We start from the raw sequence: 15,421 nt of genomic DNA, 5'->3' as shown, positions 1-15,421 counted from the left end.
TGGTCGTGCCGCGGCCAGCTCCACAAGACTGCACGTTGACTTTCTGCAGGACAGCGTCTACCGTCCTTTAAACCGGTTTAGATCACCCCCCTTCGGGGGAAACGACCACAAGGGACGCAACGATGCGCAACCGAACACTGACGATGCAGAAGGCCGTCCTCGGCCTCGCCCTGGGCGCCACGCTCGCCCTCACAGGGGCGGGGATACCCGCGCTGGCGACCACGACGGCTCCCGCCGCCCAGGCCACAGCCGCGCCGACGAAGCTGACCAACCTCTCCCACCTCGACTTCCTCCTCGACGACGTGCCGCTGCTGCCGGGCGTCGCCGGCCACACCACCTACCGCGCCGCGGAGGAGCCCACCGCCCGCGCGCCGTGGGTGTACGCCGACCGGCAGTCCGACGGCACCTTCCACCGCGTCGGCGGCGGCCCGATCACCGACTCGGCCCGGGGCTGGTACGCCCAGGGCGCCTACGACGCCGACGACATCTCCCGCGCCGCCGTCGTCTACCTCCGCGACTGGAAGCAGAACGGCACCGCGTCGAGCAGGACTTCCGCCTACGAGCTGCTCCGTTCGCTGACCTACCTGCAGACCGCCGACGGTCCGAACGCCGGCAACGTCGTCCTCTGGCAGCAGCACGACGGCACGCTCAACCCGTCGGCCATCCCGAAGGAGCTGCCCGACCCGTCCGACTCGGCCGAGTCGTTCTGGCTGGCGCGGACGGTGTGGGCGCTGGGCGAGGGCTATGCCGGCTTCCGCGCCGCCGACCCGGCATTCGCGTCCTTCCTCGCCGACCGGATGCACCTCGCGCTCGCCGCGCTTCAGCGCCAGTCGCTCGCGCAGTATCCGCAGACCCAGGTCGCCAACGGCGTCACCGTGCCCGGCTGGCTGATCGTCGGGAGCGCCGGCGCGACCGCGGAGGCGGTGCTCGGCCTGAGCGCCTTCTCGGCCGCCGCTCCCGGCGACTCCACCGCCCGCACCGCGCTCGCGCACTACAGCGAGGGCATCGCGAAGCTGCAGAGCGGCGGCGTCGGCCAGTGGCCGTTCGGCGCACTGTTGCCCGAGGCGAACTCCCCCACGTTCTGGCATGCCTGGGCCGGGATGCAGCCCGCCGCCCTGACCGCGGCGGCCGGCGTCCTCCACGACGGCGGCCTGCAGAAGGCGGCGACCACCGACCTCGCGCAGTTCACCGCGCAGCTGCTGGCGACGGGCGGACCGGACAACGGCTGGACGCCGACGCCCGCGGACCGCACGCAGATCGCCTACGGCGTCGACTCGCGCCTCGAGGGGCTGGTGGCCGCGTCCGACGCCACCGGCGCGTCCGGCCTCGCCGCCCTGGCGGGTGCGCAAGCCGCCTGGTACTTCGGCGCCAACCGCGCCGGGACGCCCGCCTACGACCCGGCGACGGGCGTGTGCGTCGACGGCATCGCGGCCGACGGCACGGTCAACCGCAACTGCGGCGCCGAGTCGGTCATCCACACGGAGCTGAGCATGCTGGCGCTGGACGCGCGTCCCGCGATCGCCCGCACGGCCACCGCGCTGACCCGCACCACCGCCACGCAGGGGCTGAGCGTCGTCGAAGCCGAGAGCGGCACGACGACCGGCCCGGTGACCACGGTGACCCCGCCGTCGGCGTGGACCGGCTCGGCCAACTGGTCGGGCGGCGCCTACCTCCAGGCCGGCGCGGGCTCGACCGTCACGGTTTCGCTCCCGGCCGGTCACCCGGCGGCGCGCATCCTGCCGATCGCCGACCTCGGCCCCGGCGGCTCCGGCACGACGAGCTGGACCGCGTCCGTCGGCCGCATCGCGCTCCCCCTCGGCCGCACCGACAACGTCCGACCCGGCGCCCAGGGCATCGCCCCCAGCCCGGTCTTCCTGCTCCCGCAGACCCTGCCCGTCCCGGTCCCCGCGCAGGCGACGGCCGTCACCGCCCGGGTGTCCGGCACCGCCCGCCTGGATGCGCTCCTCGTGCAGCCGATCGTGTCCCACCTCGGCCTCGCCGGCTCCACGGCGCTCGACGTGTTCGTCAACGCGACGAACCTGCCGGTGCCGCAGAAGCTCACCGCGTCGGGTCCGGTCACCGCGACGAGCTACGATTCCGCCGGCCGCCAGGTCGGCCGCACCCAGACCGTCGGCGCCCACGGCTTCGTCGTGGTGCAGCCGGGCGGGTTCACGGTGGTGACGCCGAAGTGAACCCCGCCAGCGTCACCATCAACGACGTCGCACGGGCGGCGGGCGTGAGCAAGTCGCTCGTCTCGCTCACGCTCAACGACCGGCCGGGCGTGAAGACCGAGACGCGGGAGCGCATCCTGCAGACCGCCCGCGAGCTCGGCTGGACGCCGCACCCCGGCGCCCGCGGACTGACCACGCGCCGCGCCTACGCGCTCGGCCTGGTGCTCCGCCGTGAGCCCCGCACCATCGAGGTCGACCCGTTCTTCGCGGGCTTCATCGCGGGTGTCGAGGCCGTCCTCGCCGAGCGCGGCAACGTCCTGGTGCTGACCGTCGTCCCGGACGCGGCGGCTGAGCAGCGCGCCTACGAGCGGCTCGCCTCCGACAAGCGCGTCGACGGCTTCCTGCTCACTGACCTGCTGGCCGAGGATGAGCGCATCCCGCTCATCGAACGCCTCGGCTCCTCCGCGGTGTCGCTCGGCGAGCCGCTCGGTGGCAGCCCGTTCCCCGCGGTCACCCGCGACTACGATCCCGGCATCGACGAGCTCGTCGCGCACCTGGTCGGGCTCGGCCACCGTCGCATCGCCCACGTCTCGGGCGACGAGCGGATGCTGCACGGACGCCGCCGCCGGGAGCGCTTCGAGCGCGCCGCGCACGAGGCGGGGTTGACCCCGCTCATCGTCCCCACCGACTTCTCCCCGGAACAGGGCGCGGCCGCCACCGCCGCACTGCTCGACGGGGAGGACCGCCCGACCGCCATCGTCTACGGGAACGACCCCATGGCGATCGCCGGGATGGGCGTCGCCCACGAACGCGGGCTCGACCTCCCCGGCGAGCTCTCGGTCACCGGGCTGGACGGGTCCCAGATCGGGTCCTACGTCTATCCCTCCCTCACCACCCTCGACAACGACCCCGCCGGCTTCGGACAGGCCGCCGCCACCGCACTGCTGCGGCTGGTGGAGGACGGCGAAGCGGGCGATGTCGCCCTCCCCCCGGCACGGCTGGTGGTGCGCGCCTCCACGGCGTCGCCCACTGCCCGCTGAACCTCGCAACCCATCGAAAGGCACACCATGCGAATGCGTAGAATCGCCGTCTCGCTCGTCACCGCCGGCATCGTCGCCGGAACCCTCGCCGCCTGCGGCTCCAGCGGCGGCGGAGGCGGCAGCGACGCCATGAAGGCGCACGGACCCATCACCATCTGGTACTCGAACAACGAGCAGGAGGTGCAGTGGGGCAAGTCCATGGTCTCGGCCTGGAACTCCGCGCACCCGAAGGAGCAGATCAAGGCCCAGGAGGTGCCCGCCGGCAAGAGCACCGAGGAGGTCATCGGCGCCGCGATCACCGCGGGCACCACGCCCTGCCTGGTGTTCAACAACCTCCCTGCCGCCACCGGTCAGTGGCAGAAACAGGGCGGCCTCGTCGACCTCTCCAAGTTCTCCGACGGCGCGAAGTACATCGAGGCGCGCAGCGGCGACGCGGCGAAGCAGTACAAGTCGGCCGACGGCGACTACTACCAGATGCCGTGGAAGCAGAACCCGGTCATGATCTTCTACAACAAGGCCATCTTCCAGAAGGCCGGACTCGACCCCGAGAACCCGAAGCTGTCGTCGTACTCCGACTTCCTTGCGGCCGCACAGAAGATCAAGTCGTCGGGCGCCGCGCCCTACGCGATCTACCCCGCGCCGACCAGCGAGTTCTTCCAGGTCAACTTCGACTACCTCCCGCTGCTCGCCGCGCAGACCGGGGGCAAGACGTTCATCGAGAACGGCAAGTCGACGGTCACCAGCTCGGACTCGCTGGACGTCGCGAACTTCTGGAAGCAGATCTACAGCGACGGCCTCGCCGGCAAGGAGCAGTACCAGGGTGACGCGTTCGCCGACGGCAAGTCCGCCATGGCGATCGTCGGACCGTGGGCCATCGCCTACTACGGCGACAAGGTGCAGTGGGGCTCCGTCCCCGTCCCGACCAAGGACGGCAAGCCGGCCAACGAGGTCTACACGTTCCCGGACGCCAAGAACATCGGCATGTACACCTCGTGCAAGAACCAGGGAACGGCGTGGGACGTCATCAGGTTCGCGACGAGCAAGGAGCAGGACGGCAAGCTGCTGGATGTGACCGGCCAGATGCCGATCCGCACCGACGTGGCGAGCACCTACTCGAGCTACTTCGACGCGCACCCGGCGTACAAGGAGTTCGGCGACCAGAGCGCCCGGACCACGGACGACCCGACCGGCACCAACACCATCGCCCAGATGCAGGCACTGCGTGACGCCTACACCAAGGCCGTGGTGAACGGCAGCGGCTCGGTCGAGGACGCGTTCAAGGCCGCCTCCGACAAGATCGACAAGCTGCAGGCCCAGAAGTAACCATGACCACCACCTCCGCACCCCCGGCGGCGGGCACCGCGCCCGCCGCCGGCCCCGGCCGGCGCCATCGTGCGCCGATCGTCCAGCGCGTGCTCGGCAGGAACCCGCTCGGCTGGCTCTTCAGCGCGCCGTACATCGTGTTCGTGCTGGTCATCTACGCGTTCCCGTTGTGCTTCGCGGTGTACATGTCGTTCTTCGACTACTTCTTCGCGGCGCCCGGGGCGAACGTCACCCAGCCGTTCGTCGGCCTGGACAACTACATCCAGGTGTTCACGGACCCGCAGGTGCTCCAGTCGTTCGTCAACGTCGGCATCTTCCTCATCATCAACGTCCCGCTGACCGTCGTGCTGTCGCTGCTGCTCGCCTCCGGGCTCAACAGCATCACGCGGTTCCGGACGTTCCTGCGGACGAGCTACTACGTGCCCTACGTCACGGCGAGCGTGGCGATCATCGGCGTCTGGCTGTTCCTCTTCGGCCAGAACGGCCTGATCAACAACATCCTCGGCCCGCTCGCGCCCAGCCCGAGCTGGCTCTCGAGCCCGGTGCTGGCCATGCCGACCATCGCGATCTACGTGACGTGGAAGGGCCTCGGGTTCTACATCCTGTTGTACCTCGCCGCGCTGCAGAACGTGCCGACCGAGCTCTACGAGTCCGCGGCGACCGACGGCGCGGGCAAGGTGCGCCAGTTCTTCTCGGTCACCGTCCCGGGCGTGCGTTCGGCGACGGTCCTCGTCCTGCTGCTGGCCACGATCACCGGAGCGAACCTGTTCACCGAGCCGTACCTCCTCACCGGAGGAGGCGGCCCCGACGGGCACTCGGCGAGCCCGGTTCTCCTCGTCTACCAGCAGGGCATCCAGCAGGGCCATCCCGGGTACGCCGCCGCGATCGGCATCGTGCTGGTGATCGGCGTGCTCATCATCGGCTGGCTGCAGAACCGCTTCGTCGGAGGGAGGGACTGATGACCCAGACGAATCAGCGCATGGAGCCGGCGCCGCCGCCCACGCGCAGCCCGCGGCGGAAGCGCCGCGACCTCGCGAACCCGCGCGGCCTCAGCCGCGGCCAGGCCATCGTGCAGGGGATCGTGCTGACCATCGGCGCGATCGCGTTCCTGTTCCCCTTCTACTACATGGTGGTCGGGTCGCTGCAGACGTCGCCGAACACGACGGTCGCCGGTGCGTTCCCCAATCCGGCGAACCTGACGCTCAACAACTACGTGAACATCGACTCGCGCATCGACCTCGTGCAGGGCCTCATCAACTCCGGCATCTTCACCGGAGGGGTGCTGCTCGGCACGGTCGTCTTCGGCGTGCTCGCCGGGTACGCCCTCGCGATCCTGCAGTGGCGCGGCCGCGGGGTGACCTTCGCCTTGGCGCTGCTCGTGCAGACCATCCCGTTCCAGCTGCTGATGATCCCGCTGTACGTGCTCATCGCCCGCAGCTACGGGCTGGCGGACAACTACCTCGGCATGATCCTGCCGTTCGTGATCAACTCCGCGGCCGTGCTGATCTTCCGTCAGTACTTCCTGCAGCTTCCCCGGGAGCTGTTCGACGCGGCCCGGGTGGACGGCGCGGGCGAGTTCCGGCTGCTGTGGCGGATCGCGCTCCCGCTGGTGCGTCCGGCGCTGGTCACGGCGCTGCTGCTCACCTTCATCGGGCCGTGGAACGAGTTCCTCTGGCCGTTCCTGATCACCAAGGACGCGAGTCTGCAGCCGTTGGCCGTCTCGCTCGCCAACTACATCTCGAACGTGTCCGGCTCGACCGCGAACCCGTACGGCGCCATCCTGGCGGGTGCGGTCGTGCTCGCGGCCCCGGTCGTCGTGCTGTTCATCGTGTTCCAGCGGTACTTCACGTCCAGCGACCTCGGATCATCGGTGAAGGGATGAGCGGGGTGGACACGAGCGTCGACCGGGAGGCGCTGCTCGCGAGCTACCGCGAGGCGCTGGCGCACACCAACGCCCTGACCGACCGCATCTCGACGGATCAGTTCTCGGCCCACTACCCGGAGCGCCCCGAGTGGGCGATCGGACCATTCCGGCGGGACGACGCGCTGACCTTCCGCCTGGACGGCCAGTGGGACGACCCGACCGGGATCGGATGGACGAGCGACTCGATCTTCAACCCGACCGTGATCGAGCGCGGCGACGAGCTGCACCTGATCTACCGCGCGTCGCCCCGGAAGGAGTCGACCGCGAGCCGGATCGGGCACGCCGTCCGCCGCGACGGCGTGTGGACGGACTCGCCGCTGAATCCCATCGTCTACCCCACCCTCGCGAACGAGGAGCTGGGCTGCGAGGACCCGAAGGTCTACGCGCTCGACGACGGCTACGTGCTGTTCTACAACGCCATCTGGCGGCGCGAGGACGGGTCGGTCGCGGTGGACATCATGTCCGCCGTCTCCGACGACCTCGAGCACTGGGAGAAGCGCGGTCTCGTCGTGCCGTACGACGTCTCCGAGTACTGGGCGAAGGGCGCGGTCCTCCCCCGGGACGCCGCCGGGCGCGCGGTGCGGATCGGCGGCGAGTACCTCATGTTCCTGTCCGAGGGATGCGGGGGCCGGCCTACCGTCGGCCGCTCGGCGGACGGGCTCGACTGGCGCTTCGAGACGCAGCCGTACCTCGACCTCTCGGAGCTGAAGGGCTCGCTCTTCGAGGTCGCGTGCGCGGTCGTGGACGGCGAGCGCCTGGTGCTCGACTTCTTCTACGCCGACGAGCACGGCGACTTCGCCGCCGCGCAGGCGCTGTACGCGCTGGACGACCCCTTCACGCAACGCGCCGTGAACCGCGGCGGCTCCCTCGCCTGGGGCGGCCTGCAGAAGATCGGGGGCCGCTGGTCCTTCGCGCAGGGCTGGGACGCTCCCGCCGGCGAACGCGAACTCTATTTCTACCGGGAGGTGGACGCATGACCCCGTTTCCGTATCGGCTGACCCGCGCCGGCGTCGTGATGACGCCGGTCGCCGGCGACGCGCTCGAGGCGGAGGGGGTCCTGAATCCCGCCTCCGGCCGCGGGCCCGACGGCGAGCTGTACCTGCTGCCGCGGCTCGTCGCCGAGGGCAACGTGTCGCGCGTCGGCCTCGCCCGCGTCGTCGTCGAGGACGGCACGCCGGTCGCCGTCGAGCGGCAGGGCGTCGTGCTCGAGCCCGACCGGCCGTTCGAACGCGGGCGCAGCAACGCCGGCGTCGAGGACCCGCGCACCACCTTCATCCCGTCGCTCGGGCTGCACGTGATGACGTACGTCGCCTACGGCCCGCTCGGCCCGCACACGGCCGTCGCGGTGTCCGACGATCTACGCGCCTGGCGCCGGCTCGGTCCCGTTACGTTCGCGTACGACGACGCGCTCGGGGTCGACCTGTCGCTGTTCCACAACAAGGACACCGTGTTCTTCCCCGAGCCCGTCACCGCGCCCGACGGCACGCCGAGCCTCGCCGTGCTGCACCGGCCGGTATGGGATCTCGGCGAGATCCGGCCGGGCGAGGGCGAGCATCCTCCCGCGGGTGAGAGCCGGCCGAGCATCTGGATCGCGTTCATCCAGCTCGACGACGTGCAGCGCGACCTCGGCGAGCTGGCGCGCTGGCGGCAGAACCGCTTCCTCGCGGGGCCCGAGTTCCCCTTCGAGGAGCTCAAGATCGGCGCGGGACCCGCCCCCCGCCGCGTCCCCGAGGGCTGGCTGCTCCTCCACCACGGCGTCACCGGGCGGCTGGAGTCCGGCGTCGCGCAGCAGAAGAACGTCAACTACGCGGCCGGGGCGATGATCCTCGACGGCGACGAGCCGTGGCGCGTGCTGCAGCGGACCTCCGAGCCGCTGCTGTCGGCCGAGACCGAGGACGAGCGCAGCGGCATCGTGCCCAACGTCGTCTTCCCGACGGCGATCGAGACGGTCGACGGACGCGACTGGGTCTTCTACGGCATGGCCGACTCCAAGATCGGTGTGGCTCTGCTGGAGCGGGAGGTGTCGAAATAGCGGGGTCGCGTTCGTGTAGACGGTGAGAGCGCCCTTCCCGTCGACCCGGGCGCTCGGGAAGGATCACCATCATGACCCAGTACCTGCTCAGCGTCATCGAACCCGTCGGCCCCATCCCGGAGCCGGACGTGATGGCGCGCATCGACCGCGACGTGACCGCGGTGGACACCGACATGCGCACCTCCGGCGTGTGGGTGTTCTCGAACGGGCTGCTCCCGCCGGAGTCCGCGACCGTGCTGCGGCCGGCCGACGGCGACGTGCTCGTCACCGACGGTCCGTTCGCCGAGGGCAAGGAGCACCTCGGCGGGTTCTCGATCGTCGACGTCCCGGACCTGGACGCGGCGCTCGAGTGGGGACGCCGGCTCGCCCTGGCCACCACCCTGCCGATCGAGGTGCGGCCCTTCCGCGGGTGACGACCGATGGATGACGACGGCCGGATCGCGCGGATCTTCCGGGAGGAGTACGGCCGCGCCGTCTCCGTGCTGTACCGCGTCCTCGGCGACCTCGACGGCGCCGAGGACGCGGTGCAGGAGGCGTTCGCGGTCGCCGCGGAGCGCTGGCCGCGGGACGGCATCCCACCCGCTCCGGCCGGATGGATCATCACCACCGCTCGGCGACGGGCGATCGACCGGCTGAGGCGCGAAGGCGTCGGCAGGTCGCGGGAGGCCGAGGCGGTTCAGCTCGCGCCGCCTTCGGAGTACGCCGCCGAGCCCGACGACATCCCCGACGACCGGTTGCGCCTCATCTTCACCTGCTGCCACCCCGCCCTCTCCCCCGAGGCACGCGTCGCGCTGACGCTGCGGCTGCTCGGCGGGCTCTCCACAGCCGAGATCGCGCGCGCCTTTCTGGTGCCCGAGCCGACCATGGCGCAGCGCCTCTCCCGCGCGAAGGCCAAGATCCGCGACGCGCGCATCCCGTACCGCATCCCCTCGGCGGCCGACCTGCCGGGACGGCTGCGGTCGGTGCTGGCGGTGCTGTACCTGGTGTTCAGCGAGGGCTATGCCGCCTCCGCGGGCGACCGCCTGGTGCGCGAGGAGCTGTGCGACGAGGCCGTGCGGCTCGCCCGCGTCCTGCGGTCGCTGCTGCCGGACGAGGAGGAGGTGCTCGGGCTCCTGGCCCTCGTGCTGCTGGTGGATGCGCGCCGCGCCGCGCGCGTCGACGCCGGCGGCGGGCTCGTGCCGCTGCCGGAGCAGGACCGTACGCTGTGGAACCCGGAGCTCATCGCCGAGGGTCACGCCCTGGTGCGGGACTGCCTACGGCGCGGGCGTCCCGGTCCGTACCAGCTGCAGGCGGCGATCCAGGCGGTGCACGCTGACGCCCGCACCGCCGAGGAGACGGACTGGGCGCAGATCGTCGCGCTGTACGACCAGCTCCTCCGCGTCGCGCCGACGCCGATCGTCGCGCTCAACCGCGCGGTCGCCGTGGCGGAGGTGGATGGCCCCACCGCCGCGCTCGAGGTCGTCGAGCCGCTGCGCGAACCGCTCGCCCGGTTCTACCTCCTGCACGGCGTCCGCGCCGGGCTGCTGGCGCGCGCCGCCCGCCCGGCCGAGGCCGCCGAGGAGTTCGACCGAGCCGCCGCCCTGTGCACCGGCGAGGCCGAGCGCGCGTTCCTGCTCCGGCGACGAGCCGCCCTTCCCGTCTGAGCGCACCCCTTCCCCCGGCGCGGTGGCGGGCGCATTGTGGACCGCATGGACATCGCGCTGCTCGGACTCGGCCGCATGGGCCGGGAGCTCGTCACCCACCTGATCGACGCCGGTCACACGGTCACCGCCTGGAACCGCTCATCCGGTCCCACCGAGACCGTCGGCCGCCGGGGCGCGCGGATCGCGTCCTCCCCCGAGGAGGCGGTGGCCGATGCCGCCGTGGTCGTCTCCGTCCTCTTCGGCCCGGATGCGGTGCGCGAGACGATCGTGGACCCCGGCCTCGCCATCCCGTCGGGCGCGCTCTGGATCGACGTGACAACGGTCGCGCCGTCCGACGCCGACGACTTCGCCGCCTGGGCGTCGGGCCGCGGCGTCCGCTACGTCCACTCGCCCGTCGTCGGGTCGCTCGCGCCCGCCCGGGCCGGCAGCCTCGCCGTGCTCATCGGCGGCGCCCACGACGACGTCCGCGAGGCGCGCGGCGTCGTCAGCCTCTGGGCGGACCCCGACAAGATCCGCACGTTCGACGCGCCCTCGAAGGCGGCGTCGGCCAAGCTCGTCGCCAACCTCGCGCTGGCCGCCTCGATGGAGGCCCTGAGCGAGACCCTGCGCCTCGGCCGTGCCGGCGGTCTCTCCACCGAGGAGGTGCTGACGGTCCTCCGCTCACGACCATCGCATCCATCGCAGCGATGAAGGGCCCGTCGTCGCGTCCGGCGACTTCGGCAACACCCAGTTCTCGGCGGCGTTGCTGGCCAAGGACCTGCGCCTCATGCTCTCCACGGCCGACACCCCGCTGCCGGCCGCCGCGCTGGTCGCCGCCGAGCTGCAGCGCGCGGTGGATGCGGGGCACGGGGACGAGGACTTCTCCGTGATCGCCCGCGATCGCTGACGCGCTACGCTCGGCGTGTGACGAACGGCCAGCTCGCCCGGCGCCTGACCCTCGGGGACGCGGTCGTCATCGGTCTCGGCTCCATGATCGGCGCCGGCATCTTCTCGGCGTTCGCACCCGCCGCCGCGGCCGCCGGAGCGGGGCTCCTGATCGGGCTGCTGATCGCCGGGTTCATCGCGTTCTGCAACGCCACCTCCTCCGCGCAGCTCGCCGCCCAGTATCCGACTTCCGGCGGGACGTACGTCTACGGCCGTGAGCGCCTGGGAGAGTGGCCCGGGTTCTTCGCGGGCTGGTCCTTCGTCATCGGCAAGACCGCCAGCTCCGCCGCGATGGCGATCACCTTCGCCACCTACGCCGTCCCCGCGGCCTGGGTGAAGCCGGTCGCGATCCTCGCCGTCGTCGCCCTGACGGTCGTCAACACGCTCGGCGTCATCCGCACCGCACTGGTCACGCGCCTCCTGGTCGTCGTCTCGCTGCTCGCGCTGACGGTTGCCGTGGTCGTGGGTTTCACGCACACCTCCGGCTCCGCGTCCCTCCCAGGGGCGCCCGTCACCGTGTACGGTGTGCTCCAGTCGGCCGCCTTCCTCTTCTTCGCGTTCGCGGGCTACGCCCGGGTGGCGACGATGGGCGAGGAGGTCATCGACCCCTCCCGCACCATCCCGCGAGCGATCACCTCGGCGCTGACCATCGCGCTCGTCGTCTACGCCCTCGTCGCCGTCTCGGCCCTGCACGCGCTGGGTCCGGCCGGCCTCGCCTCCAGCGCGGCGCCGCTCAGCGCGGTCGCCGAGACGACCGGTGCTCCGTGGCCGGGAGTCGTCGTCGCCGTCGGCGCGTCCGCCGCGGCACTCGGCGCTCTACTCGCCATGATCGCGGGCATCGGCCGCACCACGCTCGCCATGGCGCGCAACAGCGACCTGCCGTCCTGGCTCGCCGCCGTGCATCCGCGGTTCCGCGTCCCCTACCGGGCCGAGCTCGTTCTCGGGCTGGTCGTGTGCATCCTCGTCTCGGTCACCGACCTGCGCGGCGCCATCGGGTTCTCGAGCTTCGGCGTGCTGCTCTATTACTTCATCGCGAACGCATCGGCGTGGACGCAGTCCCGCGACCGCCGCCGCTACCCGCGGTCCCTGGCGGCCGCCGGCGCGGTCGGGTGCGTCGTGCTCGTCGCCGCCCTGCCTCCGGGATCCATTGTGGGGCTGGCCGTCGTCGGGGTGGGGCTCGCCTATCGGTGGATCAGGCTCCGGCTGGTGCGGTGAGGGCGGCGCCCCCACGCCGCCCTCGCCCAGGGTCTCCGTCGCCTGCGAACTGCTCCCCTAGCGGGTTCCGGAGACCGCGCCCGGGACATACCAAAATCCCTGTGGGTGCTCTCCAACCCTAGCGGGCCGAGCGCACGTCTTCAACAACGTACCGAGTGACAGTCAAACCATATGGTCTGCTGGGATCGAATCCACACCGTCCGCTATCGAACCGGAGGCGGTCCATCACGATATCCTTCACACGGGGGCCAGCGTCAGCACGAGGAAGGTCCGTCGCATGGCAGAACGTGCTCGGCAGGCCGCTGAGACCCGGGAGGCGGTGCTCGACGCCGCGGCGACCGAATTCGCCCGGTACGGCTTCAGCGGCGCCCGCCTCGACCGGATCATCGCCGCGACTGGCTTCACCAAGGGCGCCGTCTACTTCCACTTCGAGTCGAAGCAGGCCATGGCGGACGCCGTGCTCACGGGCCGTTTCGACGCGTGGCCCGCGATGGTGCAGGACGTCCGCGACCGCGGCGGCCGCGGCCTGTCCGGAATGCGCCTGCTCGCCTGGCGGGTGACGCGTACCATGGCGACGAACATCCGCACCCGCGCCGCGATGCGCCTCAGCCAGGAGCTCCGCCTCGTCCCGGACGGCTTCAATCCGTACGACGCGTGGGCAGAGCGCTTCCTCCCGTTCCTCGACGAGGCGATCGAGGACGGCGACGCCCCCGCATCCCTCGACCGGATGCGCGCCGCGAAGACGATCGTCAACTGCCTGTTCGGCGTGCTGTCCGTCGCGATCGACTCCGGCACCGAGGACGCGGTCGACGCCGAGCTGGAGGCGCTGTGGCGACTGATCACCCCGGGGCTGCGCACGGGCGGCGCGGGGTGAGCGCATCTGCTGGTCCCAACACGCCGCTACCCACGAAGCGGTAACGGCGCGTTGGGACCAGTAGATGCGAACGGAAAAGGCCCCCGACCGCTTGCGCGATCGGGGGCCTTTACTGGTGCGCCCCAGGGACTTGAACCCTGAACCCATTGATTAAGAGTCAATTGCTCTGCCGATTGAGCTAGAGGCGCATTCGGTTCGGTTTCCCGAACCGAGGCTCAACACTAGCATCCGATCGCGGGTCCTCGCCAATCGAGGATCGCTCGGGTCAACTGCGCTCCTTCCGGGGCATCACGACCTCTTTGATGATGAGGATGACGCCCGCCGAGATCGGGATCGCGACCAGTGCGCCGGGCAGCCCGAACAGCGTGGAGCCCGCCAGCGCGGAGATCAGGACCACCGATCCGGGGACCTGCACCGCCTTCCCCATGACCCGCGGGGTGAGGATGTACGCCTCGACTTGCATGTAGACGAGCATCAGCACCAGCACGACCACTCCGCTGACCGGCGAGTGGATGAACGCGAGCACCGACATGACCGCCGTCGTCAGCACGGTGCCGATCAGCGGGATGAGGGTGATGAAGAACGCGGCCAGCGCGATCAGGAAGGCGCCGGGCACGCCGGTCGCCAGCAGCAGGATGAGGCTGAACACCGAGTTGCAGAAGGCGAGGATCACCATCCCGCTCAGGTACTTGCCGAAGTTCTGCAGGATCCGCTCGGCGTAGCCCTCGAAGCGGGCCCGGTGCGAGCGACGCACCAGCCGGTACGCGGCCTGCTTGGTGGCGTCGTAGGAGGCGATGAAGTAGATGGTCAGGATGGCGATGAAGAAGCCGGTGGTGACGGCGTTCAGCACCGACAGCCCTAAGCCGACCAGCCCGTTGCCGATGGTCGCCCAGGTGTGCGGATCCTTCACCTGCGTGGCGACCCACGTCGCCAGCTGGCCGGCCAGCCCGTTCGTCGACTCGTTGACGGACTCGAACCAGCCCTGGCTGCGCAGGGTGGCGACCTCTTTGGGCACGGCGTCGGCCAGGAATGCGATCTGCTGCACGATCAGGGGCACGATCACCCAGACGATGGCGATGAGCAGCGCGACGACCAGCAGGATGACGGTGACGATCGCCCAGCCTCGCTTCATCCCCCGGCGCTGGAACCAGCGGACGAGCGGGTCGAGGCCGACCGTCGCGAACATCGCGAAGAACACCGAGAACAGGATCGACCGCAGGCCGTAGAGCATGAAGCCCGTTGCGACCGCCCCGATCGCCCCGAGGGCGAGCAGGTAGCCGTAGACGAACGGGCGGTCCCTCAGCGTCGGCTCTCGAGTGGCACTCGTCGGCTTCTGGATGAATCGCATCGTCCCTCCGCTCCGCCCGCCCGGGGCTACGGCGAGCGTATCGCCTCAGCCGACATGCGGGCGGCCGTTGCACACCTGCAATGTCTTCGCTCGCTGTGTCTTTCTTGCGCAGAGAGGATCACACTGGACCTATCGCCACTCGAGCTTTCTGGAGCTTGCGGCCGGCGGAGGAGGCGCGTCATGGGAACACTCACATACGATTCCATCGTCATCGAGTTCGAGGACCGGCTGCTCGCCCACCTGCAGATCGTGATCGTCAACAAGCTGCGGCGCCGCGAATCCTTCGCGATGTCGTGGCGGGATGCGCCGGAGGTCGGGGATGGCCGCAGCGCCATCTGGCTCGACCCGAGCATCCCGATCTACTTCAAGTTCGACGGCTCGCGCGTGCCCGCGATCAACCGAAAGTGGGTGGAGCAGCTGGCCGACTCCGCCGCGAGCTCCCACGGCCTGGTGGTCACCGGCGAGGACGGCGAACTCCCTGAACGTCCGGCGCGCATCGGCACCATGACGGCTCCCGTCCCCCTCGGAGTCGCCGGCCGCTCGCACTGAACGGGTGACGGCCTCACAGGTCGTCGAAGGCGGGGCGGCCGTCGGTGCCGGTCGCCCCGTCCGCCCCATCGGCCGGTTCGGCCTCGGGTCGGCGTGGCGCCAGCTGCGCCGTCAATGCGCGCAGGCGGTCGACGAGCTGCGGGTCCTGGAGCTCCGGGCCGATGAGCTCCACCGGCTCACTGACGATCTGGCTCGCCGGACCGATCAGCACCTCGACGTGGTCGAACTCGCCCTGGATGGTGCGGCCCGGGACGAACACGGTGTCCGCGATCCCCTGCTGTCCGAGCGCGCGGGCGTACTCGAGGAGCGCCTCGGCCAGCATGTCACCGGTGTAGAAGGCGGTCCCCGCGTACACGATCCTGCGCATGCATCCAGAGG

At 70.9% G+C, this 15,421-nt stretch carries 13 protein-coding genes, 1 tRNA gene and 2 pseudogenes; 13 read left to right on the top strand and 3 right to left on the bottom strand.

Translation table 11 applies throughout. The annotated features are described in order from the left end of the window. Positions 1-122 precede the first annotated feature (122 nt). The 12 genes and pseudogenes from A0130_00355 (at position 123) to A0130_00300 (ending at position 13,146) form a co-directional block, all read left to right on the top strand. Positions 123-2,192: a hypothetical protein gene (locus A0130_00355; GenBank protein ANF30338.1), complete on the top strand. Its 2,070-nt coding sequence runs from the start codon at positions 123-125 to the stop codon at positions 2,190-2,192. Beyond that, positions 2,189-3,211 (top strand): LacI family transcriptional regulator, encoded by a 1,023-nt coding sequence (locus A0130_00350; protein ID ANF30337.1) that lies wholly within the window; start codon positions 2,189-2,191, stop codon positions 3,209-3,211. The genes A0130_00355 and A0130_00350 overlap by 4 nt, the downstream gene beginning before the upstream one ends. A gap of 27 nt (positions 3,212-3,238) precedes the next feature. Then, on the top strand, positions 3,239-4,534 hold the full coding sequence (locus tag A0130_00345; protein ID ANF30336.1) for a sugar ABC transporter substrate-binding protein: 1,296 nt from the start codon (positions 3,239-3,241) through the stop codon (positions 4,532-4,534). Between the two features lie 2 nt (positions 4,535-4,536). After that, on the top strand, positions 4,537-5,493 hold the full coding sequence (locus A0130_00340; GenBank protein ANF30335.1) for an ABC transporter permease: 957 nt from the start codon (positions 4,537-4,539) through the stop codon (positions 5,491-5,493). A gap of 20 nt (positions 5,494-5,513) precedes the next feature. Beyond that, positions 5,514-6,416 carry a sugar ABC transporter permease gene (locus A0130_00335; protein ID ANF33230.1) on the top strand — a complete coding sequence of 301 codons (903 nt, stop codon included), beginning with the start codon at positions 5,514-5,516 and terminating at the stop codon, positions 6,414-6,416. Further along, the gene (locus tag A0130_00330) at positions 6,413-7,435 is read left to right on the top strand and encodes a hypothetical protein (GenBank protein ID ANF30334.1); all 1,023 of its coding nucleotides are present in this window, start codon (positions 6,413-6,415) and stop codon (positions 7,433-7,435) included. The genes A0130_00335 and A0130_00330 overlap by 4 nt, the downstream gene beginning before the upstream one ends. Beyond that, a complete protein-coding gene (locus A0130_00325; GenBank protein ID ANF30333.1) occupies positions 7,432-8,490 on the top strand; it encodes a glycosidase in 1,059 nt (352 codons plus the stop codon). The genes A0130_00330 and A0130_00325 overlap by 4 nt, the downstream gene beginning before the upstream one ends. A 71-nt stretch (positions 8,491-8,561) precedes the next feature. Beyond that, positions 8,562-8,903, top strand: a complete 342-nt coding sequence (locus A0130_00320) for a hypothetical protein (GenBank protein ID ANF30332.1) — start codon at positions 8,562-8,564, stop codon at positions 8,901-8,903. Positions 8,904-8,909: 6 nt separating this feature from the next. Beyond that, positions 8,910-10,133 (top strand): RNA polymerase subunit sigma-24, encoded by a 1,224-nt coding sequence (locus A0130_00315; protein ANF30331.1) that lies wholly within the window; start codon positions 8,910-8,912, stop codon positions 10,131-10,133. A gap of 45 nt (positions 10,134-10,178) precedes the next feature. Next, positions 10,179-11,019 (top strand): annotated as a pseudogene (locus tag A0130_00310) (hypothetical protein). A 17-nt stretch (positions 11,020-11,036) separates the two neighbouring features. After that, complete coding sequence (locus tag A0130_00305; GenBank protein ID ANF30330.1) at positions 11,037-12,272, top strand: transporter; 1,236 nt, start codon at positions 11,037-11,039, stop codon at positions 12,270-12,272. Between the two features lie 277 nt (positions 12,273-12,549). After that, the gene (locus tag A0130_00300; protein ID ANF30329.1) at positions 12,550-13,146 is read left to right on the top strand and encodes a hypothetical protein; all 597 of its coding nucleotides are present in this window, start codon (positions 12,550-12,552) and stop codon (positions 13,144-13,146) included. A gap of 113 nt (positions 13,147-13,259) precedes the next feature. Here the strand turns inward: A0130_00300 and A0130_00295 are convergent. Then, positions 13,260-13,334, bottom strand: a tRNA-Lys gene (locus tag A0130_00295). Positions 13,335-13,411: 77 nt separating this feature from the next. Further along, on the bottom strand, positions 13,412-14,494 hold the full coding sequence (locus A0130_00290) for a hypothetical protein (GenBank protein ANF30328.1): 1,083 nt from the start codon (positions 14,492-14,494) through the stop codon (positions 13,412-13,414). 180 nt (positions 14,495-14,674) lie between these two features. On the opposite strand from A0130_00290, the pseudogene A0130_00285 reads away from it, so the two are divergent. Beyond that, positions 14,675-14,968, top strand: a pseudogene (locus A0130_00285) (ATP-dependent DNA ligase). Positions 14,969-15,056: 88 nt separating this feature from the next. On the opposite strand, the gene A0130_00280 reads toward A0130_00285, so the two are convergent. After that, the gene (locus tag A0130_00280) at positions 15,057-15,410 is read right to left on the bottom strand and encodes a hypothetical protein (protein ANF30327.1); all 354 of its coding nucleotides are present in this window, start codon (positions 15,408-15,410) and stop codon (positions 15,057-15,059) included. Positions 15,411-15,421: the final 11 nt, after the last annotated feature.

The organism is Leifsonia xyli (assembly GCA_001647635.1).
Classification (GTDB): domain Bacteria; phylum Actinomycetota; class Actinomycetes; order Actinomycetales; family Microbacteriaceae; genus Leifsonia; species Leifsonia xyli_A.
The sequence above is the reverse complement of the archived record's forward strand: the minus strand, read 5'-3'. Positions and strand labels throughout refer to the sequence as shown.

Bases quoted from the DNA above. Each gene is read 5' to 3' on its own strand.
- A0130_00340 (ANF30335.1), top strand. From the start codon at position 4,537: ATGACCACCACCTCCGCACCCCCGGCGGCGGGCACCGCGCCCGCCGCC.
- A0130_00280 (ANF30327.1), bottom strand. From the start codon at position 15,410: ATGCGCAGGATCGTGTACGCGGGGACCGCCTTCTACACCGGTGACATG.
- A0130_00330 (ANF30334.1), top strand. From the start codon at position 6,413: ATGAGCGGGGTGGACACGAGCGTCGACCGGGAGGCGCTGCTCGCGAGC.
- A0130_00335 (ANF33230.1), top strand. From the start codon at position 5,514: ATGGAGCCGGCGCCGCCGCCCACGCGCAGCCCGCGGCGGAAGCGCCGC.
- A0130_00325 (ANF30333.1), top strand. From the start codon at position 7,432: ATGACCCCGTTTCCGTATCGGCTGACCCGCGCCGGCGTCGTGATGACG.
- A0130_00300 (ANF30329.1), top strand. From the start codon at position 12,550: ATGGCAGAACGTGCTCGGCAGGCCGCTGAGACCCGGGAGGCGGTGCTC.
- A0130_00315 (ANF30331.1), top strand. From the start codon at position 8,910: ATGGATGACGACGGCCGGATCGCGCGGATCTTCCGGGAGGAGTACGGC.
- A0130_00345 (ANF30336.1), top strand. From the start codon at position 3,239: ATGCGAATGCGTAGAATCGCCGTCTCGCTCGTCACCGCCGGCATCGTC.
- A0130_00355 (ANF30338.1), top strand. From the start codon at position 123: ATGCGCAACCGAACACTGACGATGCAGAAGGCCGTCCTCGGCCTCGCC.
- A0130_00320 (ANF30332.1), top strand. From the start codon at position 8,562: ATGACCCAGTACCTGCTCAGCGTCATCGAACCCGTCGGCCCCATCCCG.
- A0130_00290 (ANF30328.1), bottom strand. From the start codon at position 14,494: ATGCGATTCATCCAGAAGCCGACGAGTGCCACTCGAGAGCCGACGCTG.